The following is a 13,017-nucleotide window of genomic DNA, read 5'->3' on the forward strand; positions in this document are numbered from 1 at the left end:
TATTCTAGCTGCAAGTGTCACGGCGGTGCCGGTTTACATGCCCTGCCCCACAGGTAGAATGGCGCCCTTCCCACTATCAGCCCGAGCGGACTTCATGGCGTTGCCGACCTTACGGACTATTGGTTTCATCATCGGCATCTTCCTGATCACCTTGGCTATCGCCATGATCGTGCCCATGGGCACGCTGCTGATCTTCGACCGCACGGGCGACCTGCCGTCGTTCCTTTGGGCGAGCATGATCACCTTTGTCGCAGGTTTGGCCCTGGTCATCCCCGGCCGCCCCGAGCACGTGCACCTGCGCCCACGGGACATGTACCTGCTGACCGTCAGCAGCTGGCTGGTGGTGTGCATCTTCGCCGCGCTGCCATTTCTGTTGACCCAGCACATCAGCTACACCGATTCGTTCTTCGAAAGCATGTCCGGCATCACCGCCACCGGTTCGACGGTACTCAACCATCTGGACGACATGTCCCCCGGCATCCTGATGTGGCGGTCATTGCTGCACTGGATCGGCGGCATCGGCTTCATCGGCATGGCGGTTGCGATTTTGCCACTGCTGCGCATCGGTGGCATGCGGCTGTTTCAGACCGAGTCGTCGGACCGTTCCGAAAAGGTCATGCCCCGTTCGCACATGGTGGCCCGTTTGATCGTGGCGGCCTACGTCGGAATTACCATTTTCGGCAGCCTGGCGTTCTGGTGGGCCGGAATGAGCCCGTTCGATGCGATCAACCATGCGATGTCGGCGATTTCCACCGGCGGGTTCTCGACTTCCGACCTGTCGCTGGCCAAGTGGAAGCAACCGGCGGTGCACTGGGTAGCGATCGTCATCATGATTCTCGGCAGTCTGCCGTTCACCCTGTACGTGGCGACTTTGCGCGGTAACCGTCGGGCACTGATCAAGGATCAGCAGGTTCAAGGCTTGCTCGGCATGTTGCTGGTGACCTGGCTGGTGCTCGGCACCTGGTACTGGTGGACCACCCAGCTGCATTGGCTGGAAGCACTGCGACATGTGGCGCTGAACGTGACGTCGGTGGTGACAACCACCGGCTTCGCACTCGGGGACTACAGCTTGTGGGGCAATTTCTCGCTGATGCTGTTCTTTTATCTGGGCTTTATCGGAGGCTGCTCGGGCTCGACCGCTGGCGGGATCAAGATTTTCCGTTTCCAGGTCGCCTATATCTTGCTCAAGGCCAACCTTAACCAGTTGATTCACCCGCGCGCGGTGATCAAGCAGAAGTACAACGGTCACCGCCTCGATGAAGAGATCGTGCGTTCGATTTTGACCTTTTCGTTCTTCTTTGCGATCACCATCTGCGTGATCGCGCTATTGCTGTCGCTGCTGGGCGTGGACTGGATGACCGCCCTCACCGGCGCAGCCAGCACCGTGTCCGGCGTCGGTCCGGGGCTGGGCGAGACCATTGGCCCGGCGGGCAACTTCGCCTCCCTGCCGGACGCCGCCAAGTGGATTCTCTCGTTCGGCATGCTGCTTGGCCGACTGGAGATTATTACGGTGTTCGTTCTGTGTATTCCGGCGTTCTGGCGTCACTGACAAGGCCGGGCGCTTCAATCAACCGCACCCGGTACTCGCCGGGGGTGGCGTCGAACCAGCGCCGGAAGGCGCGGAAGAAGTTGCTCGGATCAGCGAACCCCAGCAAGTAGGCAATTTCCAGCAACGTCATGCCGGGTTGCGCCAGGTACTGCTCGGCCAACTCGCGCCGCGTGTCGTCCAGCAATGTCTGAAAACTGGTGCCCTCTTCTTGCAGGCGTCGCTGCAACGTGCGTTGCGACAGGTGCAGCGTCTGCGCCACGGTATCGCGCTTGGGTTCGCCTTGTGGCAGTAAACGGCATAGCACCTGCCGCGCCTTGTGGGTCACGCGGCTCTCGGAAAACCGTGCCAGATATTCTCCCGCAAACCGGTCATGCAACAGCGCCATCGCCTCATTGGCGGTAGGCAACGGCGCCTCCATGTCGGCACGCTCGAAAATCAAGGCGTCATAGGGCGCGTTGAACACCAACGGCGCGTGAAATGCTTGTTTATAGGGTTCGAGATTGGCCGGTTCATCCCCCTGCACCAGCACCTTGCGCGGTTGCAGGGTGCGCCCGGTCAGCCAGCCGCACAGCGCCAACGCACAGGCCAGTGAAGCTTCGGCGCTCTGGCGGGTCGGTGGCAGGTGGTCGCCATGGACCGTCAGAATCAGCGCATAACCTTCATCCAGCAGGCGAAAACTCAGGTCGGCACTTTCGGCAATGATCCGCTGATAACGCACCAGGCGTTGAAAGCCTTCGGCCAGGGTCTGGCTGGACATCAAGGCGTAGCCAGCTACATGAAAGGAGGCCGGTCGCACCACCTTGCCCATGTTCAGGCCGATCGCCGGGTTGCCGGACAGCTCGACCGCGCGCTGCCAGAGTCGTGTCATGGAATCTTGCGGGAAGCGCGCATCCGGATCATCCAGTGCCGCATAGTCGAGCCCCAGCTGCTTGAACAGAACCCGGCAATCCAGGCCGTCCATCTCCAGTGCTTTGACAATCCCCATCGCCCAGCTTGCAGAAGTCGTTCGTTCGCTCATGTCGTTCACTTACATGATAAGCCGCATGCTGCGGCCAATTTCCGAAGGATACTAAAGTGGCGCCTATTGTCACTGGCTGATGCCAATGATCACTCTAGACTCAAATAAGCTCCCCGCAGAACAACTTGCAGTCAGAACAATAACCACAGAGATCGCAGTCGTGGAAAACATCAAACGTTTCAACAGCTTCGCTGAGTTCTACCCGTATTACCTCGGTGAGCACAGCAACAGTACCTGCCGACGATTGCACTTCATTGGCACGACGCTGGTTATTATCATTCTGGCACTGACCATCGGCAAAGGCGCCTGGCTGCTGTTACTGGCCCTGCCACTGGCGGGTTACAGCTTCGCCTGGGCGGGTCATTTCTTCTTCGAGAAGAATCGTCCTGCGACCTTTCAACACCCGTTTTACAGCCTGCTCGGCGATTTCGTCATGTACCGCGACATGATTCTGGGTCGCGTGCCGTTCTAGGGGCCGTTAGTTACAAGAGGATTGCCGATGAATGCCAACGCTCGTTTCACCCACATGAAGGACGGCACGCAGGAAGACTGGGCGATCATCGCCGCGGACTTCAGTGCCTACGCCCGACAATTGCCGACACGGATTGTGGCGCACCTGAAATTGCTTGAGGGTGATTTTGGCGGCTTCCCTGTGGATCGTCTGACCCACTCCCTGCAAACCGCCAGCCGTGCCTGGCGCGATGGCCGCGACGAAGAGTACGTGGTGTGCGCGCTGCTTCACGACATCGGCGACACTCTGGGCTCCTACAACCACCCGGACATTGCCGCGGCGATCCTCAAGCCGTTCGTCAGCGTCGAGAACTTATGGATAGTGGAGAAGCACGGGATTTTTCAGGGTTACTACTTTTTCCATCACCTGGGCATGGACCGACATTTGCGCGAGCAATTCAGCGGGCATCCGCAGTATCAGGCGACGATCGAGTTTTGCGCGAAATACGACGCGGCGGCGTTTGATCCGGCTTACGAGACGCTTCCGCTGAGTTTCTTTGAGCCGATGATGGAGCGGTTGTTTGCTCAGCCGAAGAATTCAATTTACAAGGCGGCGATGGAAGAGCATTTGCCCTCCTGACATTTTTTGGGACCGCTACGCGGTCCATCGCGGGCAAGCCCGCTCCCACAGGGTTCTCTGGCGTTCACAAATCTTGTGCTCACCTCGCTCACTGTGTGTGTGTGGGCTTGCCCGCGATGGGGCCGGCCAATAAACCTGATTTTAAGCAGGCTCTGCGACTTTCAATGCTTTCAACTCAGCCTCCCGCGCCTGGGCATCCGCCAACCGATACAACTCGATCGAACCATCCCAATGTTCGATCAGCGCCGTGCACGACTCCACCCAATCCCCGCAATTGAGGTAGTCCACCTCGCCGACCTTGCGAATCTCGGCGTGGTGAATGTGCCCGCATACCACCCCATGCAATTCGCGTTTGACGCATTCGTGGGCGATGGCTTCTTCGAAGTCGCTGATAAAGCTGACCGCCGTTTTGACTTTGTGCTTGAGGTACGCCGACAACGACCAGTAACCGTAGCCATAACGGGCGCGCCAGTGATTGAGCCAGCGATTGAGGGTCAGGGTGAATTCGTAGGCCGAGTCGCCGAGAAAAGCCAGCCAGCGGTGATACCGGGTGATCACGTCGAACTGATCGCCGTGGATCACCAACAGATGACGGCCATCGGCGGTGACATGCACAGCTTCGTCCACCAGTTGGATGTTACCCAGGATCAGCTTCGAGTAACGGCGCAGGAATTCGTCATGGTTGCCGGTGACGTAGATCACCTCCGTACCGCGTTTGCTCATTGTCAACAGGCGTCGAATCACATTGGTGTGCGCCTGAGGCCAGTACATGCCGCCGCGCAGTTTCCAGCCATCGATGATGTCGCCGACCAGGTAGATCTTGTCCGTGTGGTAGCCCTTGAGAAACTGTGACAGGTGTTCAGCCTGGCAGTCCCGCGTGCCCAGATGCACGTCGGAAATCCACAAGGTGCGCACACGTTGCTTACGACTGGGTTTGGCGAACTCGGCGCTGGTCATGGGCAACCCTCTGGACAAGTTTTGGCAAGTTTGCGCTGGTCGGGTTAATGGTCCGTGACAATGGCAAGTCAGTCCTGTGACAGCGCTCAAAGGTGTCGGCGGTGTAGACTGGCGGCCTTGCCCGGGAGACCTGCGATGAGACCGATCCTGACGCTACGCCAGTACACCAAAGACCTGATCATCCATAGCCACGACCACGCACAACTGGTGTTCGGGCTGTCAGGTGCGCTGGATTTCGAGGTCGACGGACGTGGCAGTCAGGTGGTTCAGCAGAGTTTCGTGGTGATACCGGCCGGCATGCATCACGCCTGTGGCAGCACCAATGGCAGCCGTTGTCTGGTGCTGGACGTGCCCGGCGATCAGTGGGTTTCTCAGTCGTTGGGGGAGCACGCCGACGCCAGCCGTCGCTTGCTCGACAGCGCCGGGCGCTTAGCGCTGGATGCCGGGCAAAGCCAGTTGGTGAGTTGGTTGGCGGGCAGTCCTGTCGGTGACCCGCTGATTGCTCAGCAAGGCGCAGTGCTGTTATTGGCCAGCCTCAACAACGCCAAGCCTGAAGTGGTGGGCGGTCGACGCCTGCCGTATGCCGCGCTGAATGCGCACATCGACCAATACGCGGCTTATCCGCTGCAAGTCGCCGATCTGGCCCGTGTGGCCGGCCTGTCCAGCGCCCGGTTACATGCGCGGTTCGTTGCCGAATGCGGGCAGACGCCGATGGACTACATCCGCAGTCGACGCCTGCACAGGGCGGTGGGATTACTGCGCGATTCGGCGCTGCCCATCGGCGAGATTGCCAGTCGGGTCGGTTACAGTTCTCAGAGCGCGTTCGCCGCAGCGGTATTGCGCGAGTTTGGAGCCTCGCCCGGCAAGTTGCGTCGAGAGGCTGGCGACAAAGAACGCGAGTCTGGCGACAGACATAACCTGACGTTGCGCGATTAAATGTAGCCGCTGACGAAGCCTGCGGCTACAGATACGGCGATGTCTGTCGGCCTGGTTCACTATGTTTATCAAGGATTGCAATGACTCCCCGCTCCGCCCTTGGCGCCCTGCATATCGGCGCACTGATGTTTGGCCTGACCGGTGTGTTTGGCAAACTGGCTGCTGCCTCCCCCGCCGTCATCGTCTTCGGCCGTGCCGCGTTTGCTGTGCTGGCGTTAGCCGTTTTTGCGCGGTTCGCCAGCAATACTCGCTGGCAAAAACTGGAAGCCGCGGACTGGCGCCGGCTGTTGCTCAGCGGCGTGTTGTTGGCCGGGCACTGGGTGAGTTTCTTCATTGCGGTGAAGGTTGCAGGTGTGGCGATCGCAACACTGGGCTTTGCCAGTTTCCCGGCGTTTACGGTGATTCTCGAAGGGCTGATTTTCCGCGAGCGAATTCGCGCCAATGAAATCCTGCTGGTGGTGTTGGTGAGTGTCGGGCTGGTGCTGGTCACCCCAGACTTCGATCTGGCCAGCGGCGCCACCACTGGCTTGCTGTGGGCGGTGGGTTCAGGGTTGCTGTTTGCGTTACTTTCCCTGACCAACCGCGCCAGCTCCGGTCGAATCCCGCCGGTCCAGGCTGCGCTGTGTCAGAACGTGGTGGTCGCACTGTGTCTGCTACCCGTGGCCGCACCGCAGTTGAGCGACGTGCGCGCCATCGACTGGCTATGGATCGGTCTGCTTGGGGTGTTCTGCACCGGTGTCGCTCACAGCCTGTTTGTCGCAAGCCTGGCGGTAATCAAGGCGCGAACTGCCGCCGTAGTGTTCGCCCTGGAACCGGTTTACGGCATCACCATGGCCTGGTTGCTGTTCGATGAAAACCCGACGTTGCGCATGCTGATCGGCGGCGCGTTGATCATCGTGGCAATTGTGGTTTCCAGCCGACTCTCGGGCGGCTCAAGCAAGAAGGCGGTGGCCGCAGAAGCCGCATCTCATTGAGTGCGGTCGTTGTGCCCCAAATCGCGGTCCGGATCGATCTGATCACGGACCCGCTGCTTGAGCACCTTAGCCTCGGGAAAACCACCGTCAGCCTTGCGTTCCCAGATCTGAACTTCGTCACAGAAAATATGAAAGACCCCACCCGTGCCGGGCACCAGCGACACTTTGCCCAAGTCATCACCAAAGGTGCTGAGCAGTTCCTGGGCAAGCCAGGCGGCGCGCAACAGCCATTGGCATTGCGTGCAATAGGTGATGACGATTTCCGGCTTGTGTGCAGTCATGATCGGCGAAATTCCTGAGTCAGAGGGGCGTCGGTATCATAACTGCCTTTTTGTCTTGATTAGCGGCGCAGCATTATCGGATGCCAGCCAACAGATTGCGGGCGGTCTGCTTGAGTGGCTCGTCACCTTCCTTGAGCAACTCGTTGAGCAGTTCGATGGCGCTGTCCAGATCGCCGTCATCGATGCAGGTCTGGGCTTGTTCCAGTTTGCTGGCGCTGCTCGGTTCGGCCGGTTCAAGTTCCAGTGACTGGCCGGGATCGCTGAATTCGCTGAGGAAGGTGTCGTCCAGAGACTGCGATTCCGGCTCCGCGTCCCACTCAAGTTGCGGCTCGTCCAGCGTTGCCTCGTCAGGCATTTCGAATACGTCAGGTAGTTCGTGCAGGTTCGAGGTGAAAGGCGACTCGGCCGGCGCTGGTTCGCTCGATGGTTTTGCAGCGGACCGCGAGTTTTCGAAGGGGCTGATCAAATCCCAACTCGAATCCATCGACAGGTCATCCAGGTTCAACTGGAACTCATCGTTAGGCGCCGCTTCCGGTAGCGAAGCCTTCGGAAAAATGATGGTCACTGCAGTGGCCACCGATGCCGCACTGCTCAGTTTGGGGTAGCGGGCACGGATGTCTTGAAGCTTTTGCGGGTCGAATCCGGCATCACGCAGGTCGTTTTCCTGCGCGTCATAGGCCGGCACGTCTCCTTGTTTACCCAGGATTTCCAGCAACTGCACAGCCAGATCCGTGCGTTGCGGCTCCTTGATCAACGCCTCTCGCAACAAACCGGCTGCTTCGGAAAAACGGCCATAGGCTACATAAATACCGACTCCCTCCAGTACATCGCCTGTTGGCGTCTCTTCTTGCTGCTCGCTTGCCGGTTGCGCCTGTGTAACCGGTTCTGCCGCGCGACTGACCACCGGCTCAGGCCTTGACGGTAAAACAGGTAGAGGCTCGGACAACGCCTGAACCTGTTGTCGTTGACGCCGAATAAACAGCCCCAGCAACAGCAACGCTACCAGCGCCAGTAACCCGAAGATCAGCAGCCAGTTGGTCGACTCAGGTTCTTCAACAACCACCGGCGCTGGCACCACAGCGGTTGGCGCAACCGGCTCTACTACCGGCTGTTGGGCTTCCGCCAATTGAGTTTGCAGTTCGACCAGTTGCTTTTTCTGGCCGGCGATCTGCTCGTCCTGACCCTGAAGTTTCGCATTCAGCTCATTGAGGGTGGCTTGCAGTTGCTGGTTTTGCAGCACGCTGGCAGCCAGTTGTTCGGCGACCGGATCCGTTACGGGTGTAGCGACAGGTTGATCGACGCGAGCAGCAGGCGCCTTCTTGGCCGGTGGCGGTGCAACGTTCGGCTGGGCCGTCGGGAAGGCAGAGGTCTGAGACTCGGCAAGCGGCTCATCACTGACGGGAACAATCCCCGGTGAACCCGGCGGATCGATCAGCACCGTGTACTCGCGCAGCAAGCGCCCGTTGGGCTGATTGAGTTGCACGAGAAAATTCAGGAAGGGTTCCTTGACCGGTTTGCTGGAGCTCACCCGGATCAGGCTGCGATTACCCTTCAGGATCGGGGTGAACTTCAGATCGTTGAGGAAGAACACCCGCTCGACACCGGCGCGGCTGAACTCGTCCGCCGTCGCCAGGCTGACGGACAACTCGCCCTCCTCCAGACCCGCGGCATCCAGCAGTGCGATGTCGGCGCGCAACGGCTGATTCAGTGCCGAATGCAGGGTGATCTCACCCAAGCCTAGCGCGGGCGCCAATGCCGAGTAAGTGACCGCACCACCGGCCAGAAGCAACCTGGCGCAACACCGCAAAACGAACTGCCAACTCTCGAGCATGAGCATCCCTTAAATAACCAGATCCAACCTGTACGCGTTCGCACCAGGGGTACGAACACGATATTGCCGAGTAGTTCTTTATAGTCTGCCCAACGGGAAACCTCAGGAGTCCGGCGTGCGGTTATGCCTCAAGATTTTTCCAGGTTGGCCAGAATGTGTCCGTGGACATGCATGCAGACCTTCAAATCCGCCTCATCAACGCCTTCGAACAACTCACGGCGCAATTGGGTGGCAATCGTTTCGATTTGTTCGATCAAGGGACGAGCTGGCGCGCAGAGGACGATTTTTTTCGCCCGGCGGTCTTCCAGCACCGATTGGCGCTGGACCAGCCCCTGGGTTTCGAGGCTGTCGAGCAGTCGGGCGAGGGTCGGCCCTTCGACGCCGACGCTTTGCGCCAATTCACGTTGAGTCGGGGCACTGTCGAAACGTGCCAGGTGCAGCAGCACCAGCCAGCGCGCCTGGGACAGCCCAAGGCCGGCCAGACGGCGGTCCAGTTCGGCACGCCAGCCGCGCGACATCTGGGCCAGTTGCATGCCAAAGCGGTGTTGATCGGTTAACGGCATAAAAAACTCATGGTTAGACTGAAATAGAGAAAAACTAATTATTAGTCAGCTAAGCATGAGCCTTCGCCAGAGGCAAGGCTTGGTCTGTACTGAATCGTTACATCTATGAGGCGGGTCACTTAAATCTCGAATTCGGACTGCAGCGCCGCCCGGACACAGTACAAAACCCCTTCCGGTACTCTGCCGGCGAACAGTGCGGCGATCTCCGTGACCGGAGGCAGTTCGCCTTCGCCGTCAAGGAACGCATCCTGGATTTCCCCCATCAAGTCTTCGGGCAGATCCAGTGCCTGCTCCAACGAGAGCTGCTGCTTGCCGATCGCTTCGGCGAGCATGGCGTAAACGTTCTTTTCCGAGCATTGCAGCTGACCGGCGATCTGCAACGGCGTCATGCCCGCGCGCGCCAGGGTGATCAGTTCGTGGCGCACGTCGGCCACCACTTTCGGCGCCTCGACCTGGCCACCGAGGACTTTGAGGAAGGCCTCGCCATAACGCTCAAGTTTGCGCGCACCGACACCGCTGACCGTGCCCATTTCCGACAGGGAGGTCGGCTGGCTGCGGAGCATTTCCAACAATGTCGAGTCGGGGAAGATGACGTACGGCGGCACCCCGTGTTCTTCGGCAAGCTTGCGGCGCAGGGCACGCAGCGCTTCCCATTGTTCGCGTTCTTCGCCACGGACCAGTTGGCTGGCCTGGCTCTTGCTGCTTTTGGCCGTGGTTTGCGGTTTGAGGTCGCGACGCAGCTCCAGGGTTACTTCGCCCTTGAGCAGCGGTCGACAGGTGTCGCTCAGGCGCAGGCCTCCGTAGCCTTCGAGGTCGATGTCTGCCAGACCGCGTGCAACCAGCTGTCGAAACAGGGAGCGCCACTCACTCTCGCCCATCGCCTTGCCGACACCGTATACCGACAAGTGCTGATGGCCGAAGCTGCGGACTTTTTCGTTGTCCTTACCCAGTAGCACGTCGACCAGATGACCGACGCCGTAGCGCTGACCGGTGCGGTAGATTGCCGAGAGCGCCTGACGCGCCGGCTCGGTAGCGTCCCAGGTCTGAACGCCATCGACACAGTTGTCGCAATGGCCGCAGGGCTGCGGCATGTCTTCGTCAAAGTAGGCCAGCAACGTTTGACGACGACAGCGGGTTTCTTCGCAGAGCGAGAGCATGGCGTCGAGCTTGTGCTGCTCCAGGCGCTTGTGACGCTCGTCGCCCTCGGAGTTCTGCAGCATCTGCTTAAGCATCACCACGTCTTGCAGGCCGTAAGCCATCCAGGCATCTGCCGGCAGACCGTCACGGCCGCCGCGACCGGTTTCCTGGTAATAGGCTTCAAGCGACTTGGGCAAATCGAGGTGAGCGACAAAACGCACGTTGGGTTTGTCGATGCCCATGCCAAACGCCACGGTGGCCACCATGATCAGGCCTTCCTCGTTGAGGAAGCGCTTCTGGTGATGAGCTCGCGTGTCGTTGGGCAACCCGGCATGGTACGGCAGTGCCGGGAAGCCTTGCTCGCTGAGAAACACCGCCACTTCGTCAACTTTCTTGCGCGACAGGCAATAGACGATGCCGGCATCGCTTCGTCGCTCGGCAAGGAATGCCAGCAACTGCTTGCGCGGCTGTTCCTTGGGCACGATGCGATAGAAAATGTTCGGCCGGTCAAAACTCGACAGGAAACGTTCGGCATCCTGCAAATGCAGGCGGTCGACGATTTCTTCGCGGGTACGTTTGTCGGCGGTGGCGGTCAGGGCGATGCGCGGGACGTTGGGGAACAATTCCGCCAACTGACCCAATTGCAGGTATTCGCGGCGGAAGTCGTGGCCCCATTGGGACACGCAGTGGGCTTCGTCGATGGCGAACAGGGCGATTTCCAGGCTTTGCAGGAAGGCCAGCATGCGCGGCTGAACCAGACGCTCGGGCGCCAGATAAAGCATTTTCACTTCACCGCGCTTGATCCGTGCCGCCAGGTCACGCTGCTGTTCTGCGCTCAGTGTGGAGTTCAATGCAGCAGCAGCAACACCCAGTTCCTCAAGGGTCGCGACCTGGTCGTCCATCAGCGCGATCAGCGGCGACACCACCACTGCCAGGCCTTCGCGCAGCAGCGCCGGCACCTGGAAGCACAAGGACTTGCCACCACCGGTAGGCATCAGCACCAGGGCATCACCGCCACTGGCCACGCGCTCAATGATTGCACCCTGGCGGCCACGAAAACTGTCGTAGCCGAAGATGTCCTTGAGGACGCGTTGAGCCTGTTCGAGCATAAAAACTCCAAAAATCACAAAAACATCCCTGCAAGGCTGGTTCAGAACCACCAAGGCTGCACCGACAAATCGTAAGTGCGCATTGCATGACGCTTCACATTTCAGCCGTGACGCCAGCAGGGCATCACAAAACGCGGGAGTATACCCGAGCCCTGTCCGGCAAAGGGTGCCGCTGATAAGACACGTAAGGACAAACACCGCGCAACCTGTGGGAGCGAGCTTGCTCGCGATGGCGGTAGCACACTCCATATTCAAGTGACTGACTGACCGACCGCTATCGCGAACTAGCTCGCTCCCACAGGGATTGGGTCTGGCTGAGAGGTATCGGCAGTCACAGAATCCCGCATGCAAAAATGCCGCGCGGCTGGCCTGAGTGCTCAAGAAGGCCTAGAATTCCCGCATCTGTTTAATTCCCAAGGTAGCCCTTTAATGTCCTTCGCTGAGCAACTAACCCGCCTGCAAGTCTTCCTCGACGCCGACGAACTGCATGACGAGGCGCTGGACTACGTGGCCGCCCACGGCTACCTCACTGCGCTGTCGATCTGTTCCGAAACCGTTCCCGACCGTGAATGGATCGACGCTCTCTTCGCCGAAGAGCCACATTACGCCGACGATACCGAGCGTGAAGCGATCGAATCCACCCTGCTTGCACTCAAGGCTCACATCGCACGCCAACTGGCGTCCGATGAAGAGTTCGAGCTGCCATGCGACCTGGACCTGGGCGAAGAACCGGATGATTCCGATTTGCGCGGCTGGTGCATCGGTTTCATGGAAGGCGTGTTCCTGCGCGAAGCGGCGTGGTTCGAAACCGCCGAAGACGAAGTCAGCGAAATGCTGCTGCCGATCATGGTCGGTTCCGGTCTGTTCGACGAACAGCCTGAGTTCGAAGACATCGCCAAAGACGCCAACCTGATGGACGACATGATCGTACAGATCCCGGAAGCCCTGACCGCGCTGTACCTGCTGTGCCAGGCGCCAGACGAAAAACCGGCGATCCTCAAGCCACGTCACCACTAAGGTTTTGCCTATGGACAATCCCATAGGCAACCGCTCCCTGATGTTGCGCTACGTGCTGCTGGCCATCGGCTGGCTGAGCGTAGCGCTGGGGGTAATCGGGATTTTCCTGCCGGTGTTGCCCACCACACCCTTCCTGCTGCTGGCGGCCGCCTGCTTCGCCCGCAGTTCGCCGCGTTTCTATCAGTGGCTGGTGGAGCACCCACGGCTTGGACCGTGGATTCGCAACTACCTCGACGGCAACGGCATCCCGCTCAAAGGCAAGGTCTACGCCATCGGCGTGATGTGGGTGAGCATACTGCTTTCCTGCTACCTGGTGCCTCTGCCTTGGGCGCGCGGGTTCATGCTGACCAGTGCGGTGCTGGTGACGATCTACATCCTCAAACAGAAAACCCTGCGCAAGCCCTGATCGTCCTGATCGTTCCCACGCGGAGTGAACTGACCCCCAAAGGTTGAACACAACCTTTGGGGGTGTCATGGGTAAGTACACAGAGCAAGTAAAACTGGCAGCAGTGCAGGACTACTGTTCCGGTAGCGCGGGTTTGAGGGATGTGGCAC

At 59.5% G+C, this 13,017-nt stretch carries 13 protein-coding genes; 7 read left to right on the plus strand and 6 right to left on the minus strand.

Going from position 1 to position 13,017, the window contains the following annotated elements; translation table 11 throughout:
- The first annotated feature begins 94 nt into the window (after positions 1–94).
- A complete protein-coding gene (locus tag FQ185_RS18650) occupies positions 95–1,549 on the plus strand; it encodes a TrkH family potassium uptake protein (RefSeq protein ID WP_149418695.1) in 1,455 nt (484 codons plus the stop codon).
- Here FQ185_RS18650 and FQ185_RS18655 read toward each other — a convergent pair.
- The gene (locus FQ185_RS18655; RefSeq protein WP_218575894.1) at positions 1,506–2,567 is read right to left on the minus strand and encodes an AraC family transcriptional regulator; all 1,062 of its coding nucleotides are present in this window, start codon (positions 2,565–2,567) and stop codon (positions 1,506–1,508) included. The genes FQ185_RS18650 and FQ185_RS18655 overlap by 44 nt on opposite strands.
- A gap of 160 nt (positions 2,568–2,727) precedes the next feature.
- Between FQ185_RS18655 and FQ185_RS18660 the strand changes: the two genes are divergently transcribed.
- Positions 2,728–3,039, plus strand: a complete 312-nt coding sequence (locus FQ185_RS18660; RefSeq protein ID WP_149418696.1) for an Mpo1-like protein — start codon at positions 2,728–2,730, stop codon at positions 3,037–3,039.
- A gap of 27 nt (positions 3,040–3,066) precedes the next feature.
- Complete coding sequence (locus FQ185_RS18665) at positions 3,067–3,657, plus strand: HD domain-containing protein (RefSeq protein ID WP_149418697.1); 591 nt, start codon at positions 3,067–3,069, stop codon at positions 3,655–3,657.
- Positions 3,658–3,798: 141 nt separating this feature from the next.
- Here FQ185_RS18665 and FQ185_RS18670 read toward each other — a convergent pair whose 3' ends face one another.
- Positions 3,799–4,614: a UDP-2,3-diacylglucosamine diphosphatase gene (locus FQ185_RS18670; protein ID WP_149418698.1), complete on the minus strand. Its 816-nt coding sequence runs from the start codon at positions 4,612–4,614 to the stop codon at positions 3,799–3,801.
- A 135-nt stretch (positions 4,615–4,749) separates the two neighbouring features.
- Between FQ185_RS18670 and FQ185_RS18675 the strand changes: the two genes are divergently transcribed.
- Positions 4,750–5,550: an AraC family transcriptional regulator gene (locus FQ185_RS18675; protein WP_149418699.1), complete on the plus strand. Its 801-nt coding sequence runs from the start codon at positions 4,750–4,752 to the stop codon at positions 5,548–5,550.
- An 80-nt stretch (positions 5,551–5,630) separates the two neighbouring features.
- Positions 5,631–6,524, plus strand: a complete 894-nt coding sequence (locus tag FQ185_RS18680) for a DMT family transporter (protein ID WP_149418700.1) — start codon at positions 5,631–5,633, stop codon at positions 6,522–6,524.
- Here the strand turns inward: FQ185_RS18680 and FQ185_RS18685 are convergent.
- The 4 genes from FQ185_RS18685 to recQ form a co-directional block, all read right to left on the minus strand.
- Positions 6,518–6,805, minus strand: a complete 288-nt coding sequence (locus FQ185_RS18685; protein WP_149418701.1) for a SelT/SelW/SelH family protein — start codon at positions 6,803–6,805, stop codon at positions 6,518–6,520. The genes FQ185_RS18680 and FQ185_RS18685 overlap by 7 nt on opposite strands.
- A gap of 73 nt (positions 6,806–6,878) precedes the next feature.
- Complete coding sequence (locus FQ185_RS18690; RefSeq protein ID WP_149418702.1) at positions 6,879–8,636, minus strand: FimV/HubP family polar landmark protein; 1,758 nt, start codon at positions 8,634–8,636, stop codon at positions 6,879–6,881.
- 128 nt (positions 8,637–8,764) lie between these two features.
- Positions 8,765–9,199 carry a MarR family transcriptional regulator gene (locus FQ185_RS18695; RefSeq protein ID WP_149418703.1) on the minus strand — a complete coding sequence of 145 codons (435 nt, stop codon included), beginning with the start codon at positions 9,197–9,199 and terminating at the stop codon, positions 8,765–8,767.
- A 119-nt stretch (positions 9,200–9,318) separates the two neighbouring features.
- Positions 9,319–11,445: a DNA helicase RecQ gene (recQ, locus tag FQ185_RS18700; RefSeq protein ID WP_149418704.1), complete on the minus strand. Its 2,127-nt coding sequence runs from the start codon at positions 11,443–11,445 to the stop codon at positions 9,319–9,321.
- A 429-nt stretch (positions 11,446–11,874) separates the two neighbouring features.
- Between recQ and FQ185_RS18705 the strand changes: the two genes are divergently transcribed.
- Positions 11,875–12,462, plus strand: a complete 588-nt coding sequence (locus FQ185_RS18705; protein WP_008156162.1) for a YecA family protein — start codon at positions 11,875–11,877, stop codon at positions 12,460–12,462.
- Between the two features lie 10 nt (positions 12,463–12,472).
- Positions 12,473–12,868, plus strand: a complete 396-nt coding sequence (locus FQ185_RS18710; protein ID WP_149418705.1) for a YbaN family protein — start codon at positions 12,473–12,475, stop codon at positions 12,866–12,868.
- The last annotated feature ends 149 nt before the right edge of the window (positions 12,869–13,017 follow it).

It is taken from the genome of Pseudomonas sp. ANT_H12B, assembly GCF_008369325.1.
GTDB lineage: Bacteria > Pseudomonadota > Gammaproteobacteria > Pseudomonadales > Pseudomonadaceae > Aquipseudomonas.

Bases quoted from the DNA above. Each gene is read 5' to 3' on its own strand.
- FQ185_RS18650 (WP_149418695.1), top strand. From the start codon at position 95: ATGGCGTTGCCGACCTTACGGACTATTGGTTTCATCATCGGCATCTTC.
- FQ185_RS18655 (WP_218575894.1), bottom strand. From the start codon at position 2,567: ATGAGCGAACGAACGACTTCTGCAAGCTGGGCGATGGGGATTGTCAAA.
- FQ185_RS18665 (WP_149418697.1), top strand. From the start codon at position 3,067: ATGAATGCCAACGCTCGTTTCACCCACATGAAGGACGGCACGCAGGAA.
- FQ185_RS18670 (WP_149418698.1), bottom strand. From the start codon at position 4,614: ATGACCAGCGCCGAGTTCGCCAAACCCAGTCGTAAGCAACGTGTGCGC.
- FQ185_RS18675 (WP_149418699.1), top strand. From the start codon at position 4,750: ATGAGACCGATCCTGACGCTACGCCAGTACACCAAAGACCTGATCATC.
- FQ185_RS18680 (WP_149418700.1), top strand. From the start codon at position 5,631: ATGACTCCCCGCTCCGCCCTTGGCGCCCTGCATATCGGCGCACTGATG.
- FQ185_RS18685 (WP_149418701.1), bottom strand. From the start codon at position 6,805: ATGACTGCACACAAGCCGGAAATCGTCATCACCTATTGCACGCAATGC.
- FQ185_RS18690 (WP_149418702.1), bottom strand. From the start codon at position 8,636: ATGCTCGAGAGTTGGCAGTTCGTTTTGCGGTGTTGCGCCAGGTTGCTT.
- FQ185_RS18695 (WP_149418703.1), bottom strand. From the start codon at position 9,199: ATGCCGTTAACCGATCAACACCGCTTTGGCATGCAACTGGCCCAGATG.
- recQ (WP_149418704.1), bottom strand. From the start codon at position 11,445: ATGCTCGAACAGGCTCAACGCGTCCTCAAGGACATCTTCGGCTACGAC.
- FQ185_RS18705 (WP_008156162.1), top strand. From the start codon at position 11,875: ATGTCCTTCGCTGAGCAACTAACCCGCCTGCAAGTCTTCCTCGACGCC.
- FQ185_RS18710 (WP_149418705.1), top strand. From the start codon at position 12,473: ATGGACAATCCCATAGGCAACCGCTCCCTGATGTTGCGCTACGTGCTG.